18 protein-coding genes are annotated in these 20,099 nt (G+C 67.7%); 8 read left to right on the top strand and 10 right to left on the bottom strand.

The genetic code is table 11. The annotated features are described in order from the left end of the window. Window positions 1–32 precede the first annotated feature (32 nt). The 3 genes from LBW94_RS36490 to LBW94_RS36480 all read left to right on the top strand — a co-directional run bounded on the left by LBW94_RS36490 (window position 33) and on the right by LBW94_RS36480 (window position 3,991). Complete coding sequence (locus tag LBW94_RS36490) at window positions 33–1,178, top strand: lipase family protein (protein WP_225058439.1); 1,146 nt, start codon at window positions 33–35, stop codon at window positions 1,176–1,178. A gap of 93 nt (window positions 1,179–1,271) precedes the next feature. Then, window positions 1,272–2,222 (top strand): type IV toxin-antitoxin system AbiEi family antitoxin domain-containing protein, encoded by a 951-nt coding sequence (locus LBW94_RS36485; RefSeq protein ID WP_225058363.1) that lies wholly within the window; start codon window positions 1,272–1,274, stop codon window positions 2,220–2,222. 86 nt (window positions 2,223–2,308) lie between these two features. After that, entirely contained in the window at window positions 2,309–3,991 is a 1,683-nt protein-coding gene (locus LBW94_RS36480) for a hypothetical protein (RefSeq protein WP_225058364.1), read from the top strand. A 292-nt stretch (window positions 3,992–4,283) separates the two neighbouring features. Here LBW94_RS36480 and LBW94_RS36475 read toward each other — a convergent pair whose 3' ends face one another. The 8 genes from LBW94_RS36475 to hppD form a co-directional block, all read right to left on the bottom strand. Then, window positions 4,284–4,502: a DUF433 domain-containing protein gene (locus tag LBW94_RS36475; protein ID WP_225058365.1), complete on the bottom strand. Its 219-nt coding sequence runs from the start codon at window positions 4,500–4,502 to the stop codon at window positions 4,284–4,286. Window positions 4,503–4,684: 182 nt separating this feature from the next. Next, entirely contained in the window at window positions 4,685–5,875 is a 1,191-nt protein-coding gene (gene tuf / locus LBW94_RS36470) for an elongation factor Tu (protein WP_225058366.1), read from the bottom strand. 80 nt (window positions 5,876–5,955) lie between these two features. Further along, window positions 5,956–8,058, bottom strand: a complete 2,103-nt coding sequence (gene fusA, locus LBW94_RS36465; RefSeq protein WP_225058367.1) for an elongation factor G — start codon at window positions 8,056–8,058, stop codon at window positions 5,956–5,958. 217 nt (window positions 8,059–8,275) lie between these two features. Continuing rightward, window positions 8,276–8,746, bottom strand: a complete 471-nt coding sequence (gene rpsG, locus LBW94_RS36460) for a 30S ribosomal protein S7 (protein ID WP_225058368.1) — start codon at window positions 8,744–8,746, stop codon at window positions 8,276–8,278. After that, window positions 8,746–9,120 (bottom strand): 30S ribosomal protein S12, encoded by a 375-nt coding sequence (rpsL, locus tag LBW94_RS36455; protein WP_019932691.1) that lies wholly within the window; start codon window positions 9,118–9,120, stop codon window positions 8,746–8,748. Before rpsL ends, rpsG begins: the two co-directional genes overlap by 1 nt. Before the next feature lie 263 nt (window positions 9,121–9,383). Beyond that, window positions 9,384–9,926 carry a DUF3558 domain-containing protein gene (locus LBW94_RS36450; protein ID WP_225058369.1) on the bottom strand — a complete coding sequence of 181 codons (543 nt, stop codon included), beginning with the start codon at window positions 9,924–9,926 and terminating at the stop codon, window positions 9,384–9,386. An 8-nt stretch (window positions 9,927–9,934) separates the two neighbouring features. Further along, window positions 9,935–10,465 carry a DUF3558 domain-containing protein gene (locus tag LBW94_RS36445; protein ID WP_225058370.1) on the bottom strand — a complete coding sequence of 177 codons (531 nt, stop codon included), beginning with the start codon at window positions 10,463–10,465 and terminating at the stop codon, window positions 9,935–9,937. A 66-nt stretch (window positions 10,466–10,531) separates the two neighbouring features. Further along, window positions 10,532–11,713: a 4-hydroxyphenylpyruvate dioxygenase gene (gene hppD, locus LBW94_RS36440; protein ID WP_225058371.1), complete on the bottom strand. Its 1,182-nt coding sequence runs from the start codon at window positions 11,711–11,713 to the stop codon at window positions 10,532–10,534. Between the two features lie 130 nt (window positions 11,714–11,843). Here hppD and LBW94_RS36435 point away from each other — a divergent pair, with 130 nt between their 5' ends. From LBW94_RS36435 to LBW94_RS36420, 4 genes are all read left to right on the top strand, one after another. Beyond that, entirely contained in the window at window positions 11,844–12,359 is a 516-nt protein-coding gene (locus tag LBW94_RS36435) for an Lrp/AsnC family transcriptional regulator (RefSeq protein WP_225058372.1), read from the top strand. 71 nt (window positions 12,360–12,430) lie between these two features. Continuing rightward, window positions 12,431–14,296 carry a serine/threonine-protein kinase gene (locus LBW94_RS36430; RefSeq protein ID WP_225058373.1) on the top strand — a complete coding sequence of 622 codons (1,866 nt, stop codon included), beginning with the start codon at window positions 12,431–12,433 and terminating at the stop codon, window positions 14,294–14,296. After that, window positions 14,296–16,206 (top strand): serine/threonine-protein kinase, encoded by a 1,911-nt coding sequence (locus tag LBW94_RS36425; RefSeq protein WP_225058374.1) that lies wholly within the window; start codon window positions 14,296–14,298, stop codon window positions 16,204–16,206. The genes LBW94_RS36430 and LBW94_RS36425 overlap by 1 nt, the downstream gene beginning before the upstream one ends. A gap of 5 nt (window positions 16,207–16,211) precedes the next feature. Continuing rightward, entirely contained in the window at window positions 16,212–17,408 is a 1,197-nt protein-coding gene (locus LBW94_RS36420) for a hypothetical protein (RefSeq protein ID WP_225058375.1), read from the top strand. 7 nt (window positions 17,409–17,415) lie between these two features. Here LBW94_RS36420 and LBW94_RS36415 read toward each other — a convergent pair whose 3' ends face one another. After that, on the bottom strand, window positions 17,416–18,594 hold the full coding sequence (locus LBW94_RS36415) for a transglycosylase SLT domain-containing protein (protein ID WP_225058376.1): 1,179 nt from the start codon (window positions 18,592–18,594) through the stop codon (window positions 17,416–17,418). Beyond that, window positions 18,591–18,908 (bottom strand): WXG100 family type VII secretion target, encoded by a 318-nt coding sequence (locus tag LBW94_RS36410; RefSeq protein ID WP_225058377.1) that lies wholly within the window; start codon window positions 18,906–18,908, stop codon window positions 18,591–18,593. Before LBW94_RS36410 ends, LBW94_RS36415 begins: the two co-directional genes overlap by 4 nt. 183 nt (window positions 18,909–19,091) lie before the next feature. On the opposite strand from LBW94_RS36410, the gene LBW94_RS36405 reads away from it, so the two are divergent. Continuing rightward, window positions 19,092–20,066, top strand: coding sequence for an NADPH:quinone oxidoreductase family protein (locus LBW94_RS36405; RefSeq protein WP_225058378.1), 975 nt, complete (start codon window positions 19,092–19,094; stop codon window positions 20,064–20,066). Window positions 20,067–20,099 lie beyond the last annotated feature (33 nt).

The raw sequence follows: 20,099 nt of genomic DNA, 5'->3' as shown, positions 1-20,099 counted from the left end.
CGGCACTCGGCGGCACGGCCGTCGGGCTGGCAATGGCCGCCACGGCCGGCGCCACACCGCTGTTCCACGCCCCGGACCCGGATCCCTTCTACGCCGCCCCGCCGGACCTCGACGATCGCCAGCTCGGTGACGTCCTGGACGTGCGAGGGCTGCCCCCGCTGACCACCTTCCCCGGCAGCAGCGTCACGCTGGTGAAGTTCCGCTCCACCAACTCCCGCGGCGAACCGATCGCCGCGACCACCACCGTCGTGACGCCGGTGAACCATCCGGTCGACGGGCCGCTGCTGTCGTATCAGCACATCATCAACGCGCTGGGCGCCGAGTGCGCGGTCTCGCACGAGCTGTACAGCAACGATCCCAACCTGGTCATCCGGGAGGCGCCCGCGCTGAACTCGGTGCTGATGCAGGGCTGGAGCGTGGCGCTGCCCGATCACCTCGGCCCGAATCTGGCCTACGGCGCGGCCCGGCTCGGCGGGCAGATCACCCTGGACGGCATCCGCGCGGTGAAGCAGGTGGCCGGGCTCGGGCTCGGGCGCAGCCGGGTCGCGATGGCCGGCTATTCCGGCGGCGGCATGGCGACGGCCTGGGCGGCGGCGCTGCAACCCACGTACGCACCCGATCTGGATATCGCGGGCGCCGCCTACGGCGGGGTGCCGATGAACCTGGTGACCATGGTGTCCGCGCTGGGCGCCAATTCGCATCCGGCGTTCGGCCTCGCGATGGCGGCCGCGATCGGGATGGAGCGGGAGTACCCGGATCGGCTGCCGGTCAGCGACAGCATGAACGCCAGCGGCCTCGAGGTCGGCCGCCGGATGGCCAACAGCTGCACCAACGAGATCCTCGCCAGCGGCGCCGGGCACAGCGCCCTGGACTACGCCGCCAGCACGGAACTGATCGACAGCCCCGAGGCCCGCGCGGTACTGGAGGAGAACAGCCTCGAGTACTTCGACGGCATCCCGACCATGCCGATCTTCGAATGGCATTCGCCCTCGGATCCGCTGCTCCCGGTCGACGCGATCGACCACACCGACGGACGCTACTGTGCCGCCGGCGTCCGGTTGCAGGTCGATCCGATCCCGATTCCGGAGCACATGACCACCGCCGTGGTCGGCATGCCGCTCGCGCTGGACTGGGTATCGGCCCGCCTGAACGGGCAACCGGCGCCGCGGAACTGCTGAGCCGCACCCGGTTCGTTGCTCACACCCCCCGAGTTGTCCACATCCGGGACTTCGGGGCAGTAATCCGACCTGCGGGGTGGCCATGATCGGCATATGGCCACCCCGCAGTCGATTTCCCGCCGTGCCGCCCTCGCCGCCGGCCTGTCCGATACCGATCTGCATCGGCTGTGCCGCCACGGGCTCTGGCACCGGTTGCGAGCCGGGCACTATCTACCCGCTCCGGCCGCCGCGGTACCGGCGCCCGAACGACATCGGTTACTCGTCCACGCCACCGTCGCATCCGCGTCGGATTCGGCTGTCGTCAGCCATGTTTCCGCGGCGGTCCTGCACGGCCTGCCGGTCTGGCGGTTACGGCTGGACCGTGCGCACCTCACCCGGAACCGGCGCAACGGCGGGCGGCGCGGCACCCGCCTCATGGTGCACTCCGCGCTGCTGGAGCCGGCGGAGATCACCGTCGTCGACGGCGTCCGCTGTACCACCGTGGCCCGCACCCTCATCGACCTGGCCCGCACCGAGCCGTTCGAACAGTCGGTGGTGTGCGGGGACGGGGCACTGCGGCGCGGTAGCGCCACCGGGGCCCAGTTGCGGGATCAGCTGCGCCGGCTCGACAACCGTCCCGGTCACCGCAACGCGGCGGCGGTGGTGCGGTTCCTGGATCGGCGCGCCGAGAGCGTCGGCGAGTCACGCAGCCGGGTCGTGTTGCGCCAGGCCGGATTTCCGCCGCCGGAGTTGCAGGCCCGCATCCTCTCGCCCGAGGCAGGCTTCGTCGCGCGGGTCGACTTCCTGTTCCCGAACATCGGGGTGATCGGCGAATTCGACGGCGACCCACCGGGTTGCACCCTCCCCCGCCGCTCGCCGGGCTCGGGCTCCGCCGCGGCGGAGCATCGTGAGACCAGGCTGCGCGAGCTCGGCTGGGCAGTGGCCCGCTGGACCTGGGACGAACTCGACGAACCCGGCCTCGTGGCCCGGCGAATCGAGACCGCCGCCGCGCAGGCGCTGGGGAAACAGCGCTCCGGCCGCTGGCTGCCGAGTCCGCGGCGATGAGTACAGTAGCGGGGGCGAGTGGGGGTCGGCGGGATCACACCAGCGTGTGCCCCGTCTGGTCGCCAGATCCGGCCGGGGGAGTAAGAATGGCGACTATGACGGACGCCGATTTCGCAAGTTTCGCCGAACCGCAACGCGGCCGACCGGCGGGATACCGTCTGACCAACTCGGCCGGCGATTCGAGCCCGGGATCGACCAGCGGGCTCACCGGAGCCGACCCGACCGGCGTCAACGGCTCCGCCCACACGACCGGACGGACCGCTCTCGGCCGCACCGACGGTGTGCAGTGGGGCCGAACCGATTCCGGCATCGAATGGAATCTGGGCGGCGGCACACCCGCCACCCCGGGCACGCCGCTGCCGGGCACCCCCGGCGTCTCGGCAGCGTCCCTGAGCGCGTCCACCCCCGGCATGTCCGGAATGTCCAGCGCCCCAGGCACACCCGGCGCGCTGAGCACGACCGGTACCCCCGCCGCGATGAGCGCCGCCGGCTTCTCCGACACACCAGGCATATCCGGGACACCGGCCACTCTCGACTCCGGGAACGGCAACGGCAACGGCGCCGCCGGCCTCCCCGAGTTGTCCGGCCCGCACAGCGCCACCGTGATGGCCATGCTGGAGTCGATCACCGAACGCGCCAAGGCGGAACTCGCGGCCGCGGCCCAATCCAACGGCGTGGCCCACGAATCCGCGCAACACACCGGCTTCGCCCCCGGCAACCCCCTGGATCTGTCCGTCCCCCAACCAGATCCGATCCAGCAGCCCGCCGCACCCGCGATCTCGCAACCGGAACTGCGCCACCGCATCTCCCCCGGCGACTCCGCCCGGCACTCCTCCGATCCGGCCTCGCCCGGACAGCCGTCGGCACTGCACAATCCACCGGCCACCCGCGACCCGCTGCCCCAGCGCGATCCGCTCACCGCACCCGATCCGCTGCCGCAGCGAGACCCCCTGGCCCAGCGCCAGCCCCTCACCCAGCGCGACCCGCTCCCCGAGCGCAAGCCGCTCGCCCAACGCGAACCCGTCAATCACCGCGAACCCCCCGCTCAGCGGGAACCCGTCAACCACCGCGAACCTCTCGCCCCACGCGAACCCGCTAACCACCGCGAGCCCCTGGCGCAGCGCGAACCCGCGAACCACCGCGAACCGATAGCCCAGCGCGAACCGGTCAATCACCGCGACCCCCTCCCCCAGCGCGAACCGGTCAATCATCGCGAGCCCGTGGCCCAGCGCGAACCGGTGGCCCAGCGCGAACCGGTCAATCACCGCGAGCCGCTCCCCCAGCGCGAACCCGTCAACAACTGGGAGCCCGCCGCACATCGGGAACCACTGGCCCAGCGCACCCCCGGCGTCTCCCGTGAAACATCCACTCCGCGAGAGCCTTTCATCCCGCCGGACACGAATATCCAACGCGGGCAACCGGACCGGCACGCCGCCCCCGGCGCCGACCCGATCACCCGGCCGGAGCCGGTAGTGGGGGCCGAGCCGACCGGCCGCCGCAGCCGCGGCACGGGCACCGGCTCCGGTTCGTTCAGCGACACCCCCGCCGCCGTCGACGTGCACCTGGTGATGCAACTACTGCTGGCCAGCCACAACCTCGAAAACATCGCCAAGAAGGTCGAATCCGGCGACTACTCCCTCGCCGACTTCGTCCGCGCGGCCCACCGTACCCGCACCGCGGCCGTCGACCTGGTCTCCGCCTGGTTCGGCGGCACCACCCAGATGCGCGCCTTCGCCGAAGCCCTCCTCGCCGCCACCGAGGAACCCTGACTCAGCGCACCTCGACAACCGTCTCGCCGGCCGCCAACATGTCGACGACGGTCGGCAGCAACGGTAGAAACGCTTCCAGCAGAGCCTTTCTCGAACAGTTGCCGATCCGCGACCACACGACGGCAGGCGACGCGCCAGTAGTGCCGACTCGGCTGCTCCCCGCCGCAGGGCTTCGTCCCATACGACATGATCGGACGCCGAGGTCAGGTCGATGTCACACACATGTATCGCGTCGTAGCCTTCGGTGGCGATGGCGCGCGCAAGTGCGGCAACTGCGCGTCGACCAGAAACGTCAAGATGCCGACCGCAAAATCGGGTGGTCGGCCTCAGCGGCGGCGAATGCCAAGCACGCGCGGATATCCTCGCGCTCGAGGGAGGGGTAGTCCTCGAGAATCGAGTCTTCGGACTCCCCCGCGGCCAAGAGTTCCAGCACGTCCTTCACCCTGATCCGCAGACCGCGAACACAGGGCCGACCCCCGAGCCGGCCCGGGTCGAAGGTAATCCTGGTCATCGCATCAGCAGAGCGGTCGTATGCCGCCGGCCGAACGAACGAACGACGAGAGCCACCGCTCGGCCCGTACCACCGGCGCAGCGTTCGCACACGACACAAGGGCCGCTCCCGGACGGGAGCGGCCCTTGTGCGATTGTCACGTTCCGGGGAACGTCACCGTCGAGTCACGTTGCGGGACAACGTCACTTGATGATCTTCGTGACGCGACCGGCGCCGACGGTGCGGCCACCCTCGCGGATCGCGAAGCGCAGGCCCTCTTCCATGGCGACCGGCTGGATGAGCTTGACGCTCATCTCGGTGTTGTCGCCCGGCATGACCATCTCGGTGCCCTCGGGGAGGGTCACGACGCCGGTCACGTCGGTGGTGCGGAAGTAGAACTGCGGGCGGTAGTTGTTGAAGAACGGGGTGTGGCGGCCGCCCTCGTCCTTCGACAGGATGTACGCCTGGCCCTCGAAATCGGTGTGCGGGGTGGTGGTGCCCGGCTTGATGACGACCTGGCCGCGCTCCACATCCTCGCGCTTGATGCCACGGACCAGCAGGCCGACGTTGTCGCCCGCCTGGCCCTGGTCGAGCAGCTTGCGGAACATCTCGATGCCGGTGATCGTGGTCTTGGTGGTCTTCGGCTTGATGCCGACGATCTCCACTTCCTCGTTCACGTTGACGATGCCACGCTCGACACGACCGGTGACGACGGTGCCACGGCCGGTGATGGTGAACACGTCCTCGATCGGCATCAGGAACGGCTTGTCGGTCTCACGGACCGGGTCCGGGATCGACTCGTCGACGGCGTCCATCAGGTCCAGCACGGACTGGGTCCACTGCGGGTCGCCCTCGAGCGCCTTCAGGCCGGAGACGCGCACGACCGGGGCGTCCTCGTCGAACTCCTGGGCGGCCAGCAGTTCGCGGACCTCCATCTCGACGAGCTCGAGGATCTCCTCGTCGTCGACCATGTCGGCCTTGTTCAGCGCGACCAGGATGTAGGGCACACCGACCTGACGAGCGAGCAGCACGTGCTCACGGGTCTGCGGCATCGGGCCGTCGGTGGCGGCGACCACGAGGATGGCGCCGTCCATCTGGGCCGCACCGGTGATCATGTTCTTGATGTAGTCGGCGTGGCCCGGGGCGTCGACGTGGGCGTAGTGCCGCTTCTCCGTCTGGTACTCGACGTGGGAGATGTTGATCGTGATACCACGAGCCTTCTCCTCCGGCGCCTTGTCGATCTGGTCGAACGCGAACGCCGCGTTGAGCGTCGGGTACTTGTCGGCCAGAACCTTGGTGATCGCAGCGGTCAGCGTGGTCTTGCCATGGTCGACGTGACCGATGGTGCCGATGTTGACGTGGGGCTTCGTCCGCTCGAACTTCGCCTTCGCCACTTTTGTCCTCCTGGACTTGTTGGTGCTTACTTAGCAGCAGTGCGGTTGGTACTTACTTGGTCGTGCAGGAAACCGATGAACTACTCGCCGGTCGCCTTGGCGATGATCTCCTTCGACACGTTGGCCGGAACCTCCGCGTACGAATCGAACACCATGGAGAAGTTCGCCCGGCCCTGGGTCTTCGACCGCAGGTCACCGATGTAACCGAACATCTCCGAGAGCGGAACCAGCGCCTTGACGACACGGGCACCACTGCGTTCCTCCATGGCCTGGATCTGGCCACGGCGGGAGTTCAGGTCGCCGATCACGTCGCCCATGTACTCCTCGGGCGTGGTGACCTCGACGGCCATCAGCGGCTCGAGAATCACCGGACCGGCCTTGCGGGCCGCTTCCTTGAGGGCCATCGAACCCGCGATCTTGAACGCCATTTCCGAGGAGTCGACCTCGTGGTAGGCGCCGTCGAGCAGCATGGCCTTCACATTGACCAGCGGGTAACCAGCGAGGACACCGTACTGCATGGAGTCCTGGATGCCGGCGTCGACCGAGGGGATGTACTCGCGCGGCACGCGGCCACCGGTGACCTTGTTCTCGAACTCGTAGGTCGCGCCGTCCTCACCCTTGAAGGGCTCCAGGGCGATGATCACGCGAGCGAACTGGCCCGAACCACCGGTCTGCTTCTTGTGCGTGTACTCGAGCTTCTCGACCTTCTTGGTGATGGTCTCGCGGTAGGCCACCTGCGGCTTGCCGATGTTGGCCTCGACCTTGAATTCGCGCTTCATCCGGTCGACGTAGATGTCGAGCTGGAGCTCGCCCATACCGCCGATGACGGTCTGGCCGGTCTCCTGATCCAGCTTCACGTTGAAGGTCGGATCCTCCTCCGCGAACTTCTGGATGGCGGTGCCCAGCTTCTCCTGGTCGGCCTTCGTCTTCGGCTCGATGGCCACCTCGATGACCGGATCCGGGAAGGTCATGGACTCCAGCACGATCTGGTTCTGCGGATCGCACAGGGTGTCGCCGGTCGTGGTGTCCTTCAGGCCGATGACCGCGTAGATGTGGCCGGCCTGGGCCTCGGTGACCGGGTTCTCCTTGTTGGAGTGCATCTGGAACAGCTTGCCCAGGCGCTCCTTCTTGCCCTTGGTCGAGTTGATGACCTGGGCGCCGGAGTCGACCTTGCCCGAGTACACCCGGACGTAGGTCAGCTTGCCGAAGAACGGGTGGGTCGCGATCTTGAACGCCAGCGCCGAGAACGGCTCGGTGACACTCGCGTCCCGGTGGATGATCTCCTCTTCCTTGCCCGGTACGTGGCCGTCGGTGCCACCGTCGTCCAGCGGGTTGGGCAGGTAGTCGATCACAGCGTCGAGCATGGGCTGCACGCCCTTGTTCTTGAACGCCGAGCCACAGAGCACGGGGTAGAGCTCCGAGTTGACGGTCAGCTTCCGGATGGCGCCCTTGATCTCCTCGATCGAGAGCTCCTCACCGCCGAGGAACTTCTCCAGCAGCTCCTCGTCGGATTCGGCGACGGCCTCCAGCAGTTCCTGCCGGTACTCCTCCGCCTTGTCCGCCAGATCGGCGGGGATCTCGACGACCTCGTACTGCTCGCCGAGCTTCGTCTCACCGCGCCACACCTTGGCGTTCATCTCGACCAGGTCGACGATGCCCTCGAAGGTGTCCTCGGCGCCGATCGGCAGCTGGATGACCAGCGGCTTCGCGCCGAGGCGCTCCTTGATCGTCTTCACGGTGAAGTAGAAGTCCGCGCCGAGCTTGTCCATCTTGTTGACGAAGCAGATGCGGGGCACGTCGTACTTGTCGGCCTGCCGCCAGACCTGCTCGGACTGCGGCTCAACGCCCTCTTTGCCGTCGAAGACCGCAACCGCGCCGTCGAGCACGCGCAGCGACCGCTCCACCTCGACGGTGAAGTCGACGTGGCCGGGCGTGTCGATGATGTTGATCTGGTTGTCTTTCCAGTAGCAGGTGGTGGCTGCGGAGGTGATGGTGATACCCCGCTCCTGCTCCTGTGCCATCCAGTCCATCGTGGCCGCACCGTCGTGGACCTCACCGATCTTGTAGGTGATGCCGGTGTAGAAGAGGATGCGTTCGGTTGTCGTGGTCTTACCGGCATCGATGTGCGCCATGATGCCGATGTTGCGGACCTTGTTGAGGTCGGTGAGCACGTCCTGTGCCACGGAAATCTTCCCCGCTCTGTGTTTAGGCGTTCAGCTGTGTAGGGATCATCGGGAACGACCCTGACCACGACGTCGGCCGGTATCGGCTTTCAGCCATGACCCGAGGCCATCACTTGTTCAACGTCGGGCGCGGCGCTATAGTGCCCAGCACTTCAGCGTGACGCGCCCGACTGTGACTCGCCTCCCGGTGCCGTTTCGCGGCGATCCGGGAGCCGATTCACCAGCGGTAGTGCGCGAAGGCCCGGTTGGATTCGGCCATCTTGTGGGTGTCCTCGCGACGCTTCACCGACGCGCCCAGGCCGTTGCTGGCATCCAGCAGCTCGTTGGCGAGACGCTCGACCATGGTCTTCTCACGACGCTGCCGCGCGAAGTTCACCAGCCAGCGCAGGGCCAGGGTGTTGGCGCGGCCCGGCCGCACCTCGACCGGCACCTGGTAGGTGGCGCCACCGACACGCCGGGGCTTGACCTCCAGCGCGGGCTTGACGTTGTCCAGCGCGCGCTTCAGGGTCACCACCGGATCGGTGCCGGTCTTGTCGCGGGCCTGCTCCAGCGCGCCGTAGACGATGCGCTCCGCGGTCGACTTCTTGCCGTCGAGCAGAATCTTGTTGACCAGCTGAGTGACCAGCGGCGATCCGTAGACCGGATCGTTGATCAGGGGACGCTTGGGAGCGGGGCCCTTGCGCGGCATTAGCTCTTCTCCTTCTTGGCGCCATAGCGGCTGCGGGCCTGCTTGCGGTTCTTCACACCCTGGGTGTCGAGCGAGCCGCGGATGATCTTGTAGCGCACACCCGGCAGGTCCTTCACACGGCCGCCGCGCACGAGCACCATGGAGTGCTCCTGCAGGTTGTGGCCCTCGCCCGGAATGTAGGCCGTGACCTCCACCGAGCTGGTCAGGCGAACGCGCGCGACCTTACGCAGCGCGGAGTTCGGCTTCTTCGGTGTCGTGGTGTACACGCGAGTGCACACCCCACGACGCTGCGGGCTCCCCTTGAGGGCCGCAGTCTTGGTCTTGGCGACCTTGTCGCTGCGACCCTTGCGGACCAGCTGGTTGATGGTTGGCATAGACCGGCTTTCCTTATTTAGTAACCAGGTGTCTGGAACTTCATGTCTGTGTTCGGTTGCCGCATCCCTCGCGTCCCGAGGTCGGGCGTGTCGCGCGCAGTTCAGAGGCCTTTTCCGAGGCACGCTGAAACCGTCGGCCGCTCTCGCTGGCTTATGTCCTGCTCACAACTTGCCCGCACGCATCCGGGCACAGCGATCCACGATACCTGTCGGCGCGGCGGGGGGCAAAAATGGGGCCCCCGTGCTACGCCGCGCGCCCGATGTCATCGGGCGAGGTTCAAGGTCAATTCCGCCAGTTTCTTCGCCCCGTCGCACGGATCCGGATGGCCGCCACCGGGGCGATAGTTGATCCACCAGCCGATGATGCCGGTGTCGGCCGCGGGGGCCATGACACCGCAGGAATCCGGATCGTTCGGGCGGCGGATCTGTAGCGAACGCCGGCCCTGCACGTTGATATCCGAGGTCAGATAGCCGAGGCGGTCGTTGTTCTGCTTCTCGTTGGTCAGTGAGCCCATCTCGTACCAGTTCAGCGTGGCCATGCCGTCGCCGCCGGGCGCGCCGGTCAGATCCCACATGCACACCGCGCCGTTGAAGGACGAGTCGGCGCTGGCGGCCCCGGTGGCCTTCGCGATCTCGTCCTGCTGCACCACCTGGCATTCACGCAACAGCTTGTCGAAATTCATGTTGACGCCACCGCCGCTGCCGCCGGCCGGTTGCGCCGTGCCGGTGACGGTCCGGCCACAGCCGGCCGTCGACAATCCCACCGCGACCGCCAGCGCCGCGATCAGCACGGCCGGAGTTCTCATGGGCCGCCTCACTTCAGTCTCTGCACGGTCAGTTCGGCCAGTTTGCGGTTCTTGTCGCACGGATTGCCGGTCTGCGCCGGGAGGAATCCGGTGGAGGTCGACCATTCGAAGAAATCGTCGCCGAGTTGCACCGCCAGATCGCAGATGGAACCGTCGGGCGAGGCGTCCTGGAACCCCTTGTGCCCGCCGACGTCGATATCCTCCGGATTGCGGCCCTGCGCGGTGACCCAGGCCCGCTCCCGCCCGATCGGACTGCCCCGATAGGAGGCGAAGGTGACACTCGGCGAGCCGCTCCCGGCCGACTCCCAATTGCAGCCCACCGAATTCTTGAACGAGCGGGAGATCTGATCCAGCCCACCCAGTGACCGCACCTCGTCGTCGGTGACGCCGCCGCATTCGCCGGTGAACGGTCCCAGCGCCGCCACCTTCGCCGGGGGACGCACCGCGGGGCCGTCACTGTCCGACTTGTCACCCGACCCACACCCCGCGAGCAGGGCTGCGATGGCTGTCGTCGCGACGATCGCCGACGTGATCCGCATGCCTGGCACTCTACTGGGCGCGGCCACGGAAAGCAGACAGCCGAGCTGTGGGCCGGTGACCTGCGCTCACAGGTTGCCGCGGGCCTGCTGTTCCCGTTCGATGGCCTCGAACAGCGCCTTGAAATTGCCCTTGCCGAAGCCCAGCGACCCGTGCCGCTCGATCAGTTCGAAGAAGATCGTCGGCCGGTCGGTGAGCGGTTTGCAGAAGATCTGCAACAGATAGCCGTCCTCGTCCCGGTCGACCAGGATGCCGCGCGAGCGCAACTGTTCCACCGGCACCCGGACATGCCCGATCCGGGCCCGCAATTCCGGATCCGAATAGTAGGCATCCGGCGTGGCGAGGAATTCCACCCCGGCCGCGCGCAATGCGTCGACCGCGGCCAGGATGTCGCCGGTGGCCAGGGCGATGTGCTGCACCCCCGGCCCGCGATGGAACAGGAGATATTCATCGATCTGGGACCGTTTGCGACCGGGGGCGGGTTCGTTGAGCGGGAACTTCACCCGATGGTTTCCGCTGGCCACCACCTTGCTCATCAGCGCCGAATATTCGGTGGCGATGTCGTCGCCGATGAATTCGGCCAGGTTCCGGAAGCCCATCACCCGCTTGTAGAAGTCGACCCACTCGTTCATCCGCCCGAGTTCGACATTGCCGACCACGTGGTCGACCGCCTGGAACAGCCGGGCCGGATTCGCGGGCGAGGCGGCGGCCACGTAGCCGGGCAGATACGGGCCGTCGTAGCGGGAACGGTCCACCAGGGTGTGACGGGTGTCGCCGTAGGTGGCCAGGGTGGCGCTGCGGACGACGCCGAACTCGTCCCGGTCGTCGTGCGGGGCCACCAGGACCGTCGCACCCTGCGCGCGGGCCTGCGCGACGCAGCGGTCCACCTCGGGCACCTCGAGCGCGATGTCGGCGATCCCGTCACCGTGCCGGGCCTGCCGGGCGACCAGCGGACTGTCCGGATCCACCGCGCCGGTGATCACGAATCGCGCACTGCCACTGCGCAGCACGAACCCCTTGTGATCACGGTTGCCGGTCTCCGGTCCCGAATACGCCTCCAGCCGCATCCCGAACGCCGATTGCAGATAGTGTGCGAATACCGTGGCGTTGCCGACCACCCAGACCAGCGCGTCCCATCCGATCACCGGGAAGGGATCACGCGCCCAATCGTGGTCGACGAGTCCCACGAGCCGGCGCAACTCGCTGTCGCTGGGGGAATCGTCCGCCTTCGGCAGGTTGTCGAGTGTCATGAGCCAAGCAAATCTCCACCGCGCGGGACTGGGCAAGATCGGCCGAATTCGCTCGACACGGTGGTGAATTGCGCCACCGAAACCGGGCATGTGCTGGACAATTTGAACAGTTCACAGAAGGGAGCCGCCGATGCCGCACCAGCCCGCCAAACTGGACGAACTGGACCTCGCGATCCTCGACGCCATGCACGAGTACCAGAAGGCGGGCGTGCTGGAGTTGTCCCGCCGCACCCGGGTCGCCCGCGCGACCGTGCAGGCCCGCATCGCCCGCATGGAGGAATCCGGCGTGATCACCTCCTACGACCCGCAGGTCGACGTCACCGCCGCCGGCTTCGACGTCCAGGCCTTCGTCACCCTGGAGATCGCCCAGGGCGCCCTCGACGCGGTCGCCACCGACCTGGAAGCCATCCCCGGCGTCCTGGAGGCCTACGCCACCACCGGTTCCGGAGACGTGCTGTGCCGCCTCGGCGCCGACTCGCACACCGGCCTGCAATCGGTGCTGCTGAGCATCGACCGCAGCCCCGCCGTGGTCCGCTCCCACAGCGTGATCGTCCTGTCCACCGTCGTCCGCCGCCGCACCCTGCCCCTGCTGCACACCCTCGCCCCCGCCGGCACCTCCCGAGCCCCGGCCTACCGCAACGGGTAGCCGGCCGCCGCATCCGACCGCACTCCGCAACCCGCGCCGGTACCATAACGACAGCAGGGGAGGGCTGTGCCGTGAAACCGTTGGGGCCGCACGATATCCGCACGCTGGGCCGCTACCGCCTCGTCGCGGTCATCGGCCAGGGCGCGATGGGGCGGGTGCTGCTGGGGCGGTCGCCGGACGGACGGCTCGCGGCGGTCAAGGTGGTCCATCGGCATCTCGCGCAAGACCCGCAGTATCGGGAGCGGTTCCGGCGCGAGGTGAATGCCTCGGTATTGGTCACCGGCGCGTATACCGCCGCCGTCATGGACGCGGACCCGGACGCTCCGCAACCCTGGCTGGCGTCGGTCTATGTGCCCGGTCCGTCATTGCGCGATGTCATCGGTGCACACGGCCCGCTCCCGCTCGGCAGCCTCCGGCTGCTCACCGCCGGACTGGCCGCCGCCCTGACCGAGATCCATCGCACAGGCATGATTCATCGCGACCTCAAACCCGGCAACATCCTGCTCAGCGCCGATGGCCCTCGCGTCATAGACTTCGGTATCGCCCACAACCCGGGCATCGATCTCCAATTGACCGGCACCGGCGCGCTACTCGGCTCTCCCGCTTTCATGTCGCCGGAACAAGCCGAGAGCCGCGAACCGACCACCGCCAGTGACGTCTTCGCCGTCGGCGCGATTCTGGTGCTGGCCGCCACCGGGCGTAGCCCCTTTCTCGGTTCCTCCACCCCGCAGACTCTCTACAACGTCACACACCGGCGCGCGGACACCAGTGGCGTGCCCGACGCGCTCCGGCCGCTGGTGGAGGCATGTCTGACGAAAGATCCGGCGGTACGACCGAAGCCGGGGCAGATACTCGAAGCGGTGGAACGACTCGCGGCTCGCTCGAGCTGGAGTCCGGCTGTGCGACAGGATATTTCAGATCATCAGGCCGAAGCCGATAGGTGGGCGCAGTCCGGCATCCGGTCGGCCGATGCACACGGGCGCCGCCGGTGGCCACGGCGAATCGGTGCCGTAGCGATCGCGGCCGTGCTGATCAGCGGCGCGGCTGTCGCGATCTCGATGCACCACCGGCGCTCCGTCGAATCTCCCGATCCGCTCGCCGGAGGAACCCTGACAATGTCGGAGGACCAACTCCGGCTGATCGACACCTGCGCGCTGCTCGGGCCGGACGTCGTCGGCGCACTCGGCACCCCGGCCACCGCGGACCCGGTGAATTCCTCCGTGTGCACCACCCGACTCGGCACAGTCAACGGCCAGCAGGCCACACTCGGGATCGGAGTCGGCACTGCGGTCGACGCCTCGCTGTCCCGCACAGCGACCGAAACTCTCGCCGGCGGAGCGGTTCTCGGGACCACCGGAACATCGGGATCCTGCGGCCGGACATTGGTCGTACGCACCGGACCGGGATTGGGAATCACTACTACGGTCACGAACTTCGCCGGCGATCCCTGCCCGCTCGCCATGGCGGCATTGCGTGCGGTGGTCCATCGGCTGCTCATCACGCCGCCTCAGGCGTCGCTGCCGCGGCGCTCGGTGGTGCGGGTGGATCCCTGCAATTCGCTGGACCAGTCGGTGATCGCCGCCACGGCGGGTGCCGATGCCCGGCCCGAAGAGGCCGATATCCACACCTGTACCTGGACCGGCAGCACGGTGACGCTCACCATCCGGACCATGGAAGCGCAGCGGGTGGACAACGATCCGACGTATCAGCTGATCAATGTCGACGGCAACCGCAAAGTCGGCTCCTTCAGCGCCGCCCGAGCCGTTTCGTCGGACCGAACATGCTCGACCGCACGGGTCGAACAGCCGACCGCCGGAAATCGCGGCGAGATCATCGAGGTGATCGCACGGCCCAGGAATATCGACTTCAGTGATCCGGCATGCGCGATCACCGAAAAGGTCCTGGTGGCCGTAATCGATAGGCTGGAGAACGCCTGATGGTGGCACGCCTGGGCCCCGAGGATCCTGCGCGCATCGGACGATACCGGCTTCTCGGTCTGCTCGGCACCGGCGGAATGGGGCGAGTGCTGCTCGCGACGGGGCCGGACGGCCGGTTCGTCGCCATCAAACAGATACATCCGCATCTCGTTGCGGAAGAAGGCTTTCTGTCCCGGTTCCGCCGCGAAGCAGAAATTTCTGCACGCGTCTCCGGAGCATTCACCGCAGCGGTCGTCGATTTCGAGGTGGACTCCGATTCTCCTTGGCTGGCCTCTGTCTTCGTGCCCGGAGTATCGCTGGATCGCGCAGTCGCGGACTTCGGGCCGCTGAGTGAAGACCGGATCCTATCCCTCGCAGTCGGTTTGGCCGCCGCGCTACGGGCCGTTCATCGGGTCGGACTCGTACATCGAGATCTGAAGCCTGCGAACGTCATCCTTGCCGAGGACGGGCCCCGGGTGATCGACTTCGGGATCGCTCGCGCCGTCGGCGACGGATCCGATCTGACCGGAACCGGTTCGATCATCGGTTCACCGGCGTTCATGTCGCCGGAACAAGCGCTGTCCGAGTCCTTGACACCCGCCAGCGACATCTTTTCGCTCGCGGTCGTGCTGATCATGGCGGCCACCGGGAGAAGTCCCTTCGCCGGGTCGACGATGCCCGACACCCTGTACAAGATCCTGCACGGCGAACCCGACTTGCGGGCGCTTCCGCCACGGGTACGCGAACTGGTCGTGCCGTGCCTGCGCAAAGATCCCGGATCACGGCCCACCGTCGAGGAGATTCTCGATTTCCTCGGCCCGATGCCGCAAGGCCCGCCGTGGTCATCGGATGTACACCGGGCGATCCGGCGACACACGGACGAGGCGGCGGCGCTCGCCGATCCGGAAGCCACCCGCATCGACGACGGCACCGGTATCCCACCCCAGGTTGTCAGGACGTCCTCCGGCGACCGAATGGCCGGACCGCCGCACGCCGGACACGGTGGCAGACGCAGGTGGGCCGCAGTGACGGCCGCCGTCACCGTGCTGATCGTCGCGGTGGCAGTCGGAGTGATCTGGGGGCAGGGCCGCCACGTCGAACCAACGGAAACCGCAAACCCCTTGGGTGACATGAATCTCACCACCCTGCGATCTCTCGACATGTGCGCACTCATCGAGGAGCCCTCCGCCATGGGCAACGCGAGCCGACCGCCGAGCTCCAGCCGATGGGGCAGCTGTGACGCGCAGGCGGGTGAGTATCGACTCGAGGTGGCCGTCGATCGGATCGACGGCTTTCACACCACAGGCCGCACCGCAGCGGGTGTGCCGATTCTGATTCTCGATGCCCCGGAAACCGATTCCTGCACCCGCGGACTACAGCCGGCCAGGACCGACCCGCAATATGGTGTCACCGTCCGGGTCCTCGGCGGCTCGGGACAGGACCGATGCGCTCGCGCGGACTCGGCTGTCGTCCACCTCGCGGCCCGGATCACAGCCGGTCCCCCGTTGTTACCGGACATCCGGTACTCACTCGCTCGGCAGGATCCGTGCTCGCTCGTGACCAACGATGCGATCAATATGAAGGTCGGTGATCGCGTGCCGGGTAGCGCGGAAGCACTACACGCCTGCACCTGGATCGGCGCCAACACACTGACCATCGATCTCGGCCGGGAACAGCCCCCGGATCCGGTGACGCGACCGATCCGGCTCGACGGTCTCCCACCCGGTGAGGATGTGTTCGTCACCGAAGCGGAACTGGATTCACCCACCTGTACTCGAACCGGCATCTACAGAATTCTCGGCGACGGTTCGGCAGAAATTGTGACAGCACGAGCAGAGAACCGGTCGGTACTGCGGACACCGGGGATCCGATGCGCGATCGCGCAGGAGATCGTTCAGAACATCCTCGCGAATCTTCCCGGTGGGAGGTAGCCGATATGAGACTCACCCGGTGCACGGGTTTCCTCGCTGTCGTCGCGGTCGTCGTCACCGGTTGCACGACCATCCGGGGAACCGGCACACCGGCGGAGATCGACGTCCACACCCTGGACACCGGCAGATATTCGGCCCAGCCGCCCACCATGTCGCGCATCGTGGACCGGGTCGGATATCTCCGCATCGAGGCCGCACGACTGGCCGGTGCCGTGCTCAGTCCGTACTCGGTCGATCCCGCCTACGCCGTCGGGGCGTCGGCAGAGGCACACACCGATACCTCCTCCGTCACCGACTATCTGTACGAGACCACGGTTCCCGCGCTGACCGCCCACGGATTCCTCGTCGGATTCTCGACCGGCTCCGCCGATTCCGTCATGCCGCTCACCAAGGCCGTGCACGGAACCCGCGAGCGAGAGGGATTGACGGTCACCGTGCTGCGCTTCCCGGGACCGGAGGATGCGGCAGCGGCTGCACATGACATGGATGCCGCCGATTTCGCTGCGAATCCGGAGAACACAGCTGTCCAACTGCCTGACTACCCCGACGCCGCCGCGCACTGGCGACCGTCGGTACCCACGCTGGGCACAACACTCGCGCACGACGCCTTCGTGATCGCCATTCTGGCGGACGCACGCACCACCGACCTCGATCGACTCGTCCAGACGACACAACGGTATCTGCGCGCGGAGCTACCGGAACTCGATCACTTCGAACCCACACCGCCGGATCAGCTGAGCACTCTGCAACAGGATCCCGACCACGTGCTGATTCGTACCCTGCACGCCTCCCCGCATATTCCCGCGCCCGACGGCCAGGGCGAACTGGTATTCACGCTGCCGGGCTATTCGAATTACGTTCTCGACCAGGGCAGTCGGCTGCCGGTGTTGCAACGCGCGGTTGTCGACCGAGTAGCGGTCACACCGGCCGCCTTGGTATTCCGGACACGAGACGCCGCTGCGGCTCAGCAGTTCGTCCGCGATTCGGCGGAGTTGGGCGACCCGGTGAACCATCGGCCGGTCGATCCCCCGGACAAGGTCCCCGGTGCGGTCTGTCGACGCGATCTCGATGTGGTACCGGCTGGTGAATTCCGTTGCTTCGTCTCGTACGGGAGATATGCGGCTCTATTGCTGGGCCAGCGATTGTGGGAGACACAGCAACGGGCCGCGGCCCAGTACGCGCTGCTTGCCAACAGCTCGTGACCGCAGCTCAATACCCTCGATAGGGCAGGCCTTGGGCCACTGCGACAACACCTGGAACGTTCTGCAACGACCCGTAGCGCGCGATGGCATATCGGCTGGCCGCGATGATGTTGTCCACCGGATTCCGGATATCACCGTGACCAGGGGCCATATATGCGTTGAAAGTGCTGTTGATGGTCTGCATCAAACCGATGGAAGGGTGTCCGGCGGCCGCATTGGAATCATAATTGTTTATCGCCTCCGGATTTCCACCAGACTCGTACTTGATGATCGTGGCGATCGCATTCTCGTCGATCACATGGGGCGGATATCCCATCCCGATGAGGACGTCCTTGGCCTGCTGGATCCAGTCGGCCTGCGTGTTGCCGTGGCTGTGCGCGTAGGCGACCGTCTGGTAGTTCGTGTCGGCCGCGGGGATGTTGACGCCGCCGTTGTGCCCGTCGGTGACGCCGTGGAAGGTGGTGCGGCCGGGGGAACTGCCGAGGGGCTCGTGGGCCACGGGAGCGGCAGGCGGCGGCGGGGGTGCGGGTGCGACGGCGGCGACGGGAGTGGCGGTGGGAACCACGGGAGCGCCACCCGCGCCGGTGATCGGGTCGCCGAGGCCCTGGTGGGCGGCGGCGATCGCCTGCTGGGCCTGGTTGACTGTGGTGATCGCTTGTTCGGCAACGTTTTCCGCCTGTTGCAGGGCGCGCATGATCTTCACCTGCCAGGCCAGGGCCTCGCCGTATTCGGTGCCGATCATGGCCTGCATCCGGGCCTCGGTGAACAGGTCCTCGCCGTGGGGGCCGCGGCGGCTGCGGCGGATCCAGTCGATGCGGGCGTCCGCGGAGACGGCGCCGGTGGGGCTGACGGTGTAGCCGGGGATGCCGGCGCCCGGGGGGTGTTCGGCCTGGTTGCGCAGGTCCAGGACGGTCTGCTTGGTGTGCAGCAGGTTGTCGACCTGCTGGGTGAGGGCGGACTGCAGTTGCAGCAGGGCCCCGCTGACCGCGGAGGATCTGGCCTTCTCGGTGGTCAGGCGGTCGGCGGCGGCCGCGGCGGCGGCGCCGTCCCAGGCCAGGGCCTGGGTCTTGGCGATGCCGGACATGACGGTGCGGTCGAGATCGCCGGAGAGTTTGCCGACCGCGGTGGCGGCGGTGGTGAGCTCCTCCGGGACCCATTTCTCGACATCGGGGATGGTGAGGGTCATGGGTGCAGTCCGATCGTGGTCAGCTTGGCACGGAACTGCTCGTCGGTGAGTTCGACGACCTTCCCGGTGTGCTCGATGCTGTCGGCGACCGTGGACAGGCGCTCGCCGACACGGTTCAGTGCCTGGTCGACGGTGTCCTTCGCCTGCCCGCAGGCGACCTCCCAGCGGGTGCCGGGCAGTGCGGCCATGGCATCGGAGAGCCCGGAGTGCAGCGCCACGACGGTGGCGGCCTCGTCGCGGAGCGTCTTCGCGAAGGTATTCAGCGCAACGGTATCGACCCGCAGTGCGGCAGGCGGATCGTTCTTACCGGCCATGACTCCCCCTGGGCGAAGACGGCGGCACACGCGGTGGTGCAGACGGCGGCGGCTGCTCGATTCGGCCGGCTGAGCGTAGCAAGATTCGGCCGGTCGGGGTAACGGAATGCCTTCCCAGCGATGGTCCCGCACCCGCATCCGCTAACTTGAATCCGACGTCAATTGCGGAAGAGAGGCCGATTCATGCGCGCAGCCCAGGTCAGCAAGCTCGAGGGCCCGGAGTCCATCGAGATCGTCGACATCCCCGAGCCGGAGCCGACCGCCGACGGCATCGTCATCGACGTGCACGCGGCGGGAGTGGCCTTCCCGGACGTACTGATGAGCCGGGGCCTGTACCAGATCAAGCCGGAACTGCCGTTCGTGGTCGGCGGCGAGGTGGCCGGCATCGTGCGCGAGGCGCCCGCCGGGGCGCACGTCCGGCCGGGCGATCGGGTGGTGGCGCTGACCATGCTCGGCAACGCCCTGGCCGAGGTCGCGGTGGTCCCGGCCGGACAGGTCTTCGCGCTGCCGGACGCGGTGTCGCTGGCGGCCGGTGCGGGCCTGCTGTTCAACGATCTGACCGTGCACTGCGCGCTGCGCACCCGCGGCCGGTTGGCGGCGGGTGAGACGGTGCTGGTGCACGGGGCCGCGGGCGGCATCGGCACCTCGACGCTGCGGATGGCCCCGGCCTTCGGCGCGAGCCGGGTGGTCGCGGTGGTCAGCAGCGAGGAGAAGGCGGCGGTCGCACGGGCCAACGGCGCCACCGACGTGGTGCTCACCGACGGCTGGGCCGCCGCGGTGAAGGAGCTGACCGGCGGTCGCGGGGTCGACGTGGTGGTGGATCCGGTCGGCGGCGACCGGTTCACCGACAGCCTGCGGTCGCTGGCCCCGGCCGGGCGGCTGCTGGTGCTCGGATTCACCGGCGGCGAGATCCCCACGGTCCGGGTGAATCGGTTGCTGCTCAACAACATCGACGTGATCGGCGTCGGCTGGGGCGCCTGGGTGCTGTCGCATCCGGGCTATCTGACCGAGCAGTGGGCCGAGGTGGAACCGCTGCTGGCCGACGGCCGGATCGCGCCGCCGCAACCGGTGCTGTACCCGCTGGAGCGGACCGCGGAAGCCGTTGCGGCGCTGGAGAACCGGAGTGCGCTGGGCAAGGTGGTCGTGACGCTGCGCTGAGCTGTCGGTGCCCGCCCGTACAGTGGCGCCACC

Source organism: Nocardia sp. alder85J (assembly GCF_020176955.2).
In the GTDB taxonomy this organism is placed as follows: domain Bacteria; phylum Actinomycetota; class Actinomycetes; order Mycobacteriales; family Mycobacteriaceae; genus Nocardia.
Note: the sequence above shows the minus strand (reverse complement) of the source record. Positions and strands in the feature narration are given on the sequence as shown.

What these genes read in the sequence shown, in the direction of transcription:
- LBW94_RS36490 (WP_225058439.1), top strand. Translation starts at nt 33, where the DNA reads ATGGCCGCCACGGCCGGCGCCACACCGCTGTTCCACGCCCCGGACCCG.
- LBW94_RS36485 (WP_225058363.1), top strand. Translation starts at nt 1,272, where the DNA reads ATGGCCACCCCGCAGTCGATTTCCCGCCGTGCCGCCCTCGCCGCCGGC.
- LBW94_RS36480 (WP_225058364.1), top strand. Translation starts at nt 2,309, where the DNA reads ATGGCGACTATGACGGACGCCGATTTCGCAAGTTTCGCCGAACCGCAA.
- LBW94_RS36475 (WP_225058365.1), bottom strand. Translation starts at nt 4,502, where the DNA reads ATGACCAGGATTACCTTCGACCCGGGCCGGCTCGGGGGTCGGCCCTGT.
- rpsG (WP_225058368.1), bottom strand. Translation starts at nt 8,746, where the DNA reads ATGCCGCGCAAGGGCCCCGCTCCCAAGCGTCCCCTGATCAACGATCCG.
- rpsL (WP_019932691.1), bottom strand. Translation starts at nt 9,120, where the DNA reads ATGCCAACCATCAACCAGCTGGTCCGCAAGGGTCGCAGCGACAAGGTC.
- LBW94_RS36450 (WP_225058369.1), bottom strand. Translation starts at nt 9,926, where the DNA reads ATGAGAACTCCGGCCGTGCTGATCGCGGCGCTGGCGGTCGCGGTGGGA.
- LBW94_RS36445 (WP_225058370.1), bottom strand. Translation starts at nt 10,465, where the DNA reads ATGCGGATCACGTCGGCGATCGTCGCGACGACAGCCATCGCAGCCCTG.
- hppD (WP_225058371.1), bottom strand. Translation starts at nt 11,713, where the DNA reads ATGACACTCGACAACCTGCCGAAGGCGGACGATTCCCCCAGCGACAGC.
- LBW94_RS36435 (WP_225058372.1), top strand. Translation starts at nt 11,844, where the DNA reads ATGCCGCACCAGCCCGCCAAACTGGACGAACTGGACCTCGCGATCCTC.
- LBW94_RS36425 (WP_225058374.1), top strand. Translation starts at nt 14,296, where the DNA reads ATGGTGGCACGCCTGGGCCCCGAGGATCCTGCGCGCATCGGACGATAC.
- LBW94_RS36420 (WP_225058375.1), top strand. Translation starts at nt 16,212, where the DNA reads ATGAGACTCACCCGGTGCACGGGTTTCCTCGCTGTCGTCGCGGTCGTC.
- LBW94_RS36415 (WP_225058376.1), bottom strand. Translation starts at nt 18,594, where the DNA reads ATGACCCTCACCATCCCCGATGTCGAGAAATGGGTCCCGGAGGAGCTC.
- LBW94_RS36410 (WP_225058377.1), bottom strand. Translation starts at nt 18,908, where the DNA reads ATGGCCGGTAAGAACGATCCGCCTGCCGCACTGCGGGTCGATACCGTT.
- LBW94_RS36405 (WP_225058378.1), top strand. Translation starts at nt 19,092, where the DNA reads ATGCGCGCAGCCCAGGTCAGCAAGCTCGAGGGCCCGGAGTCCATCGAG.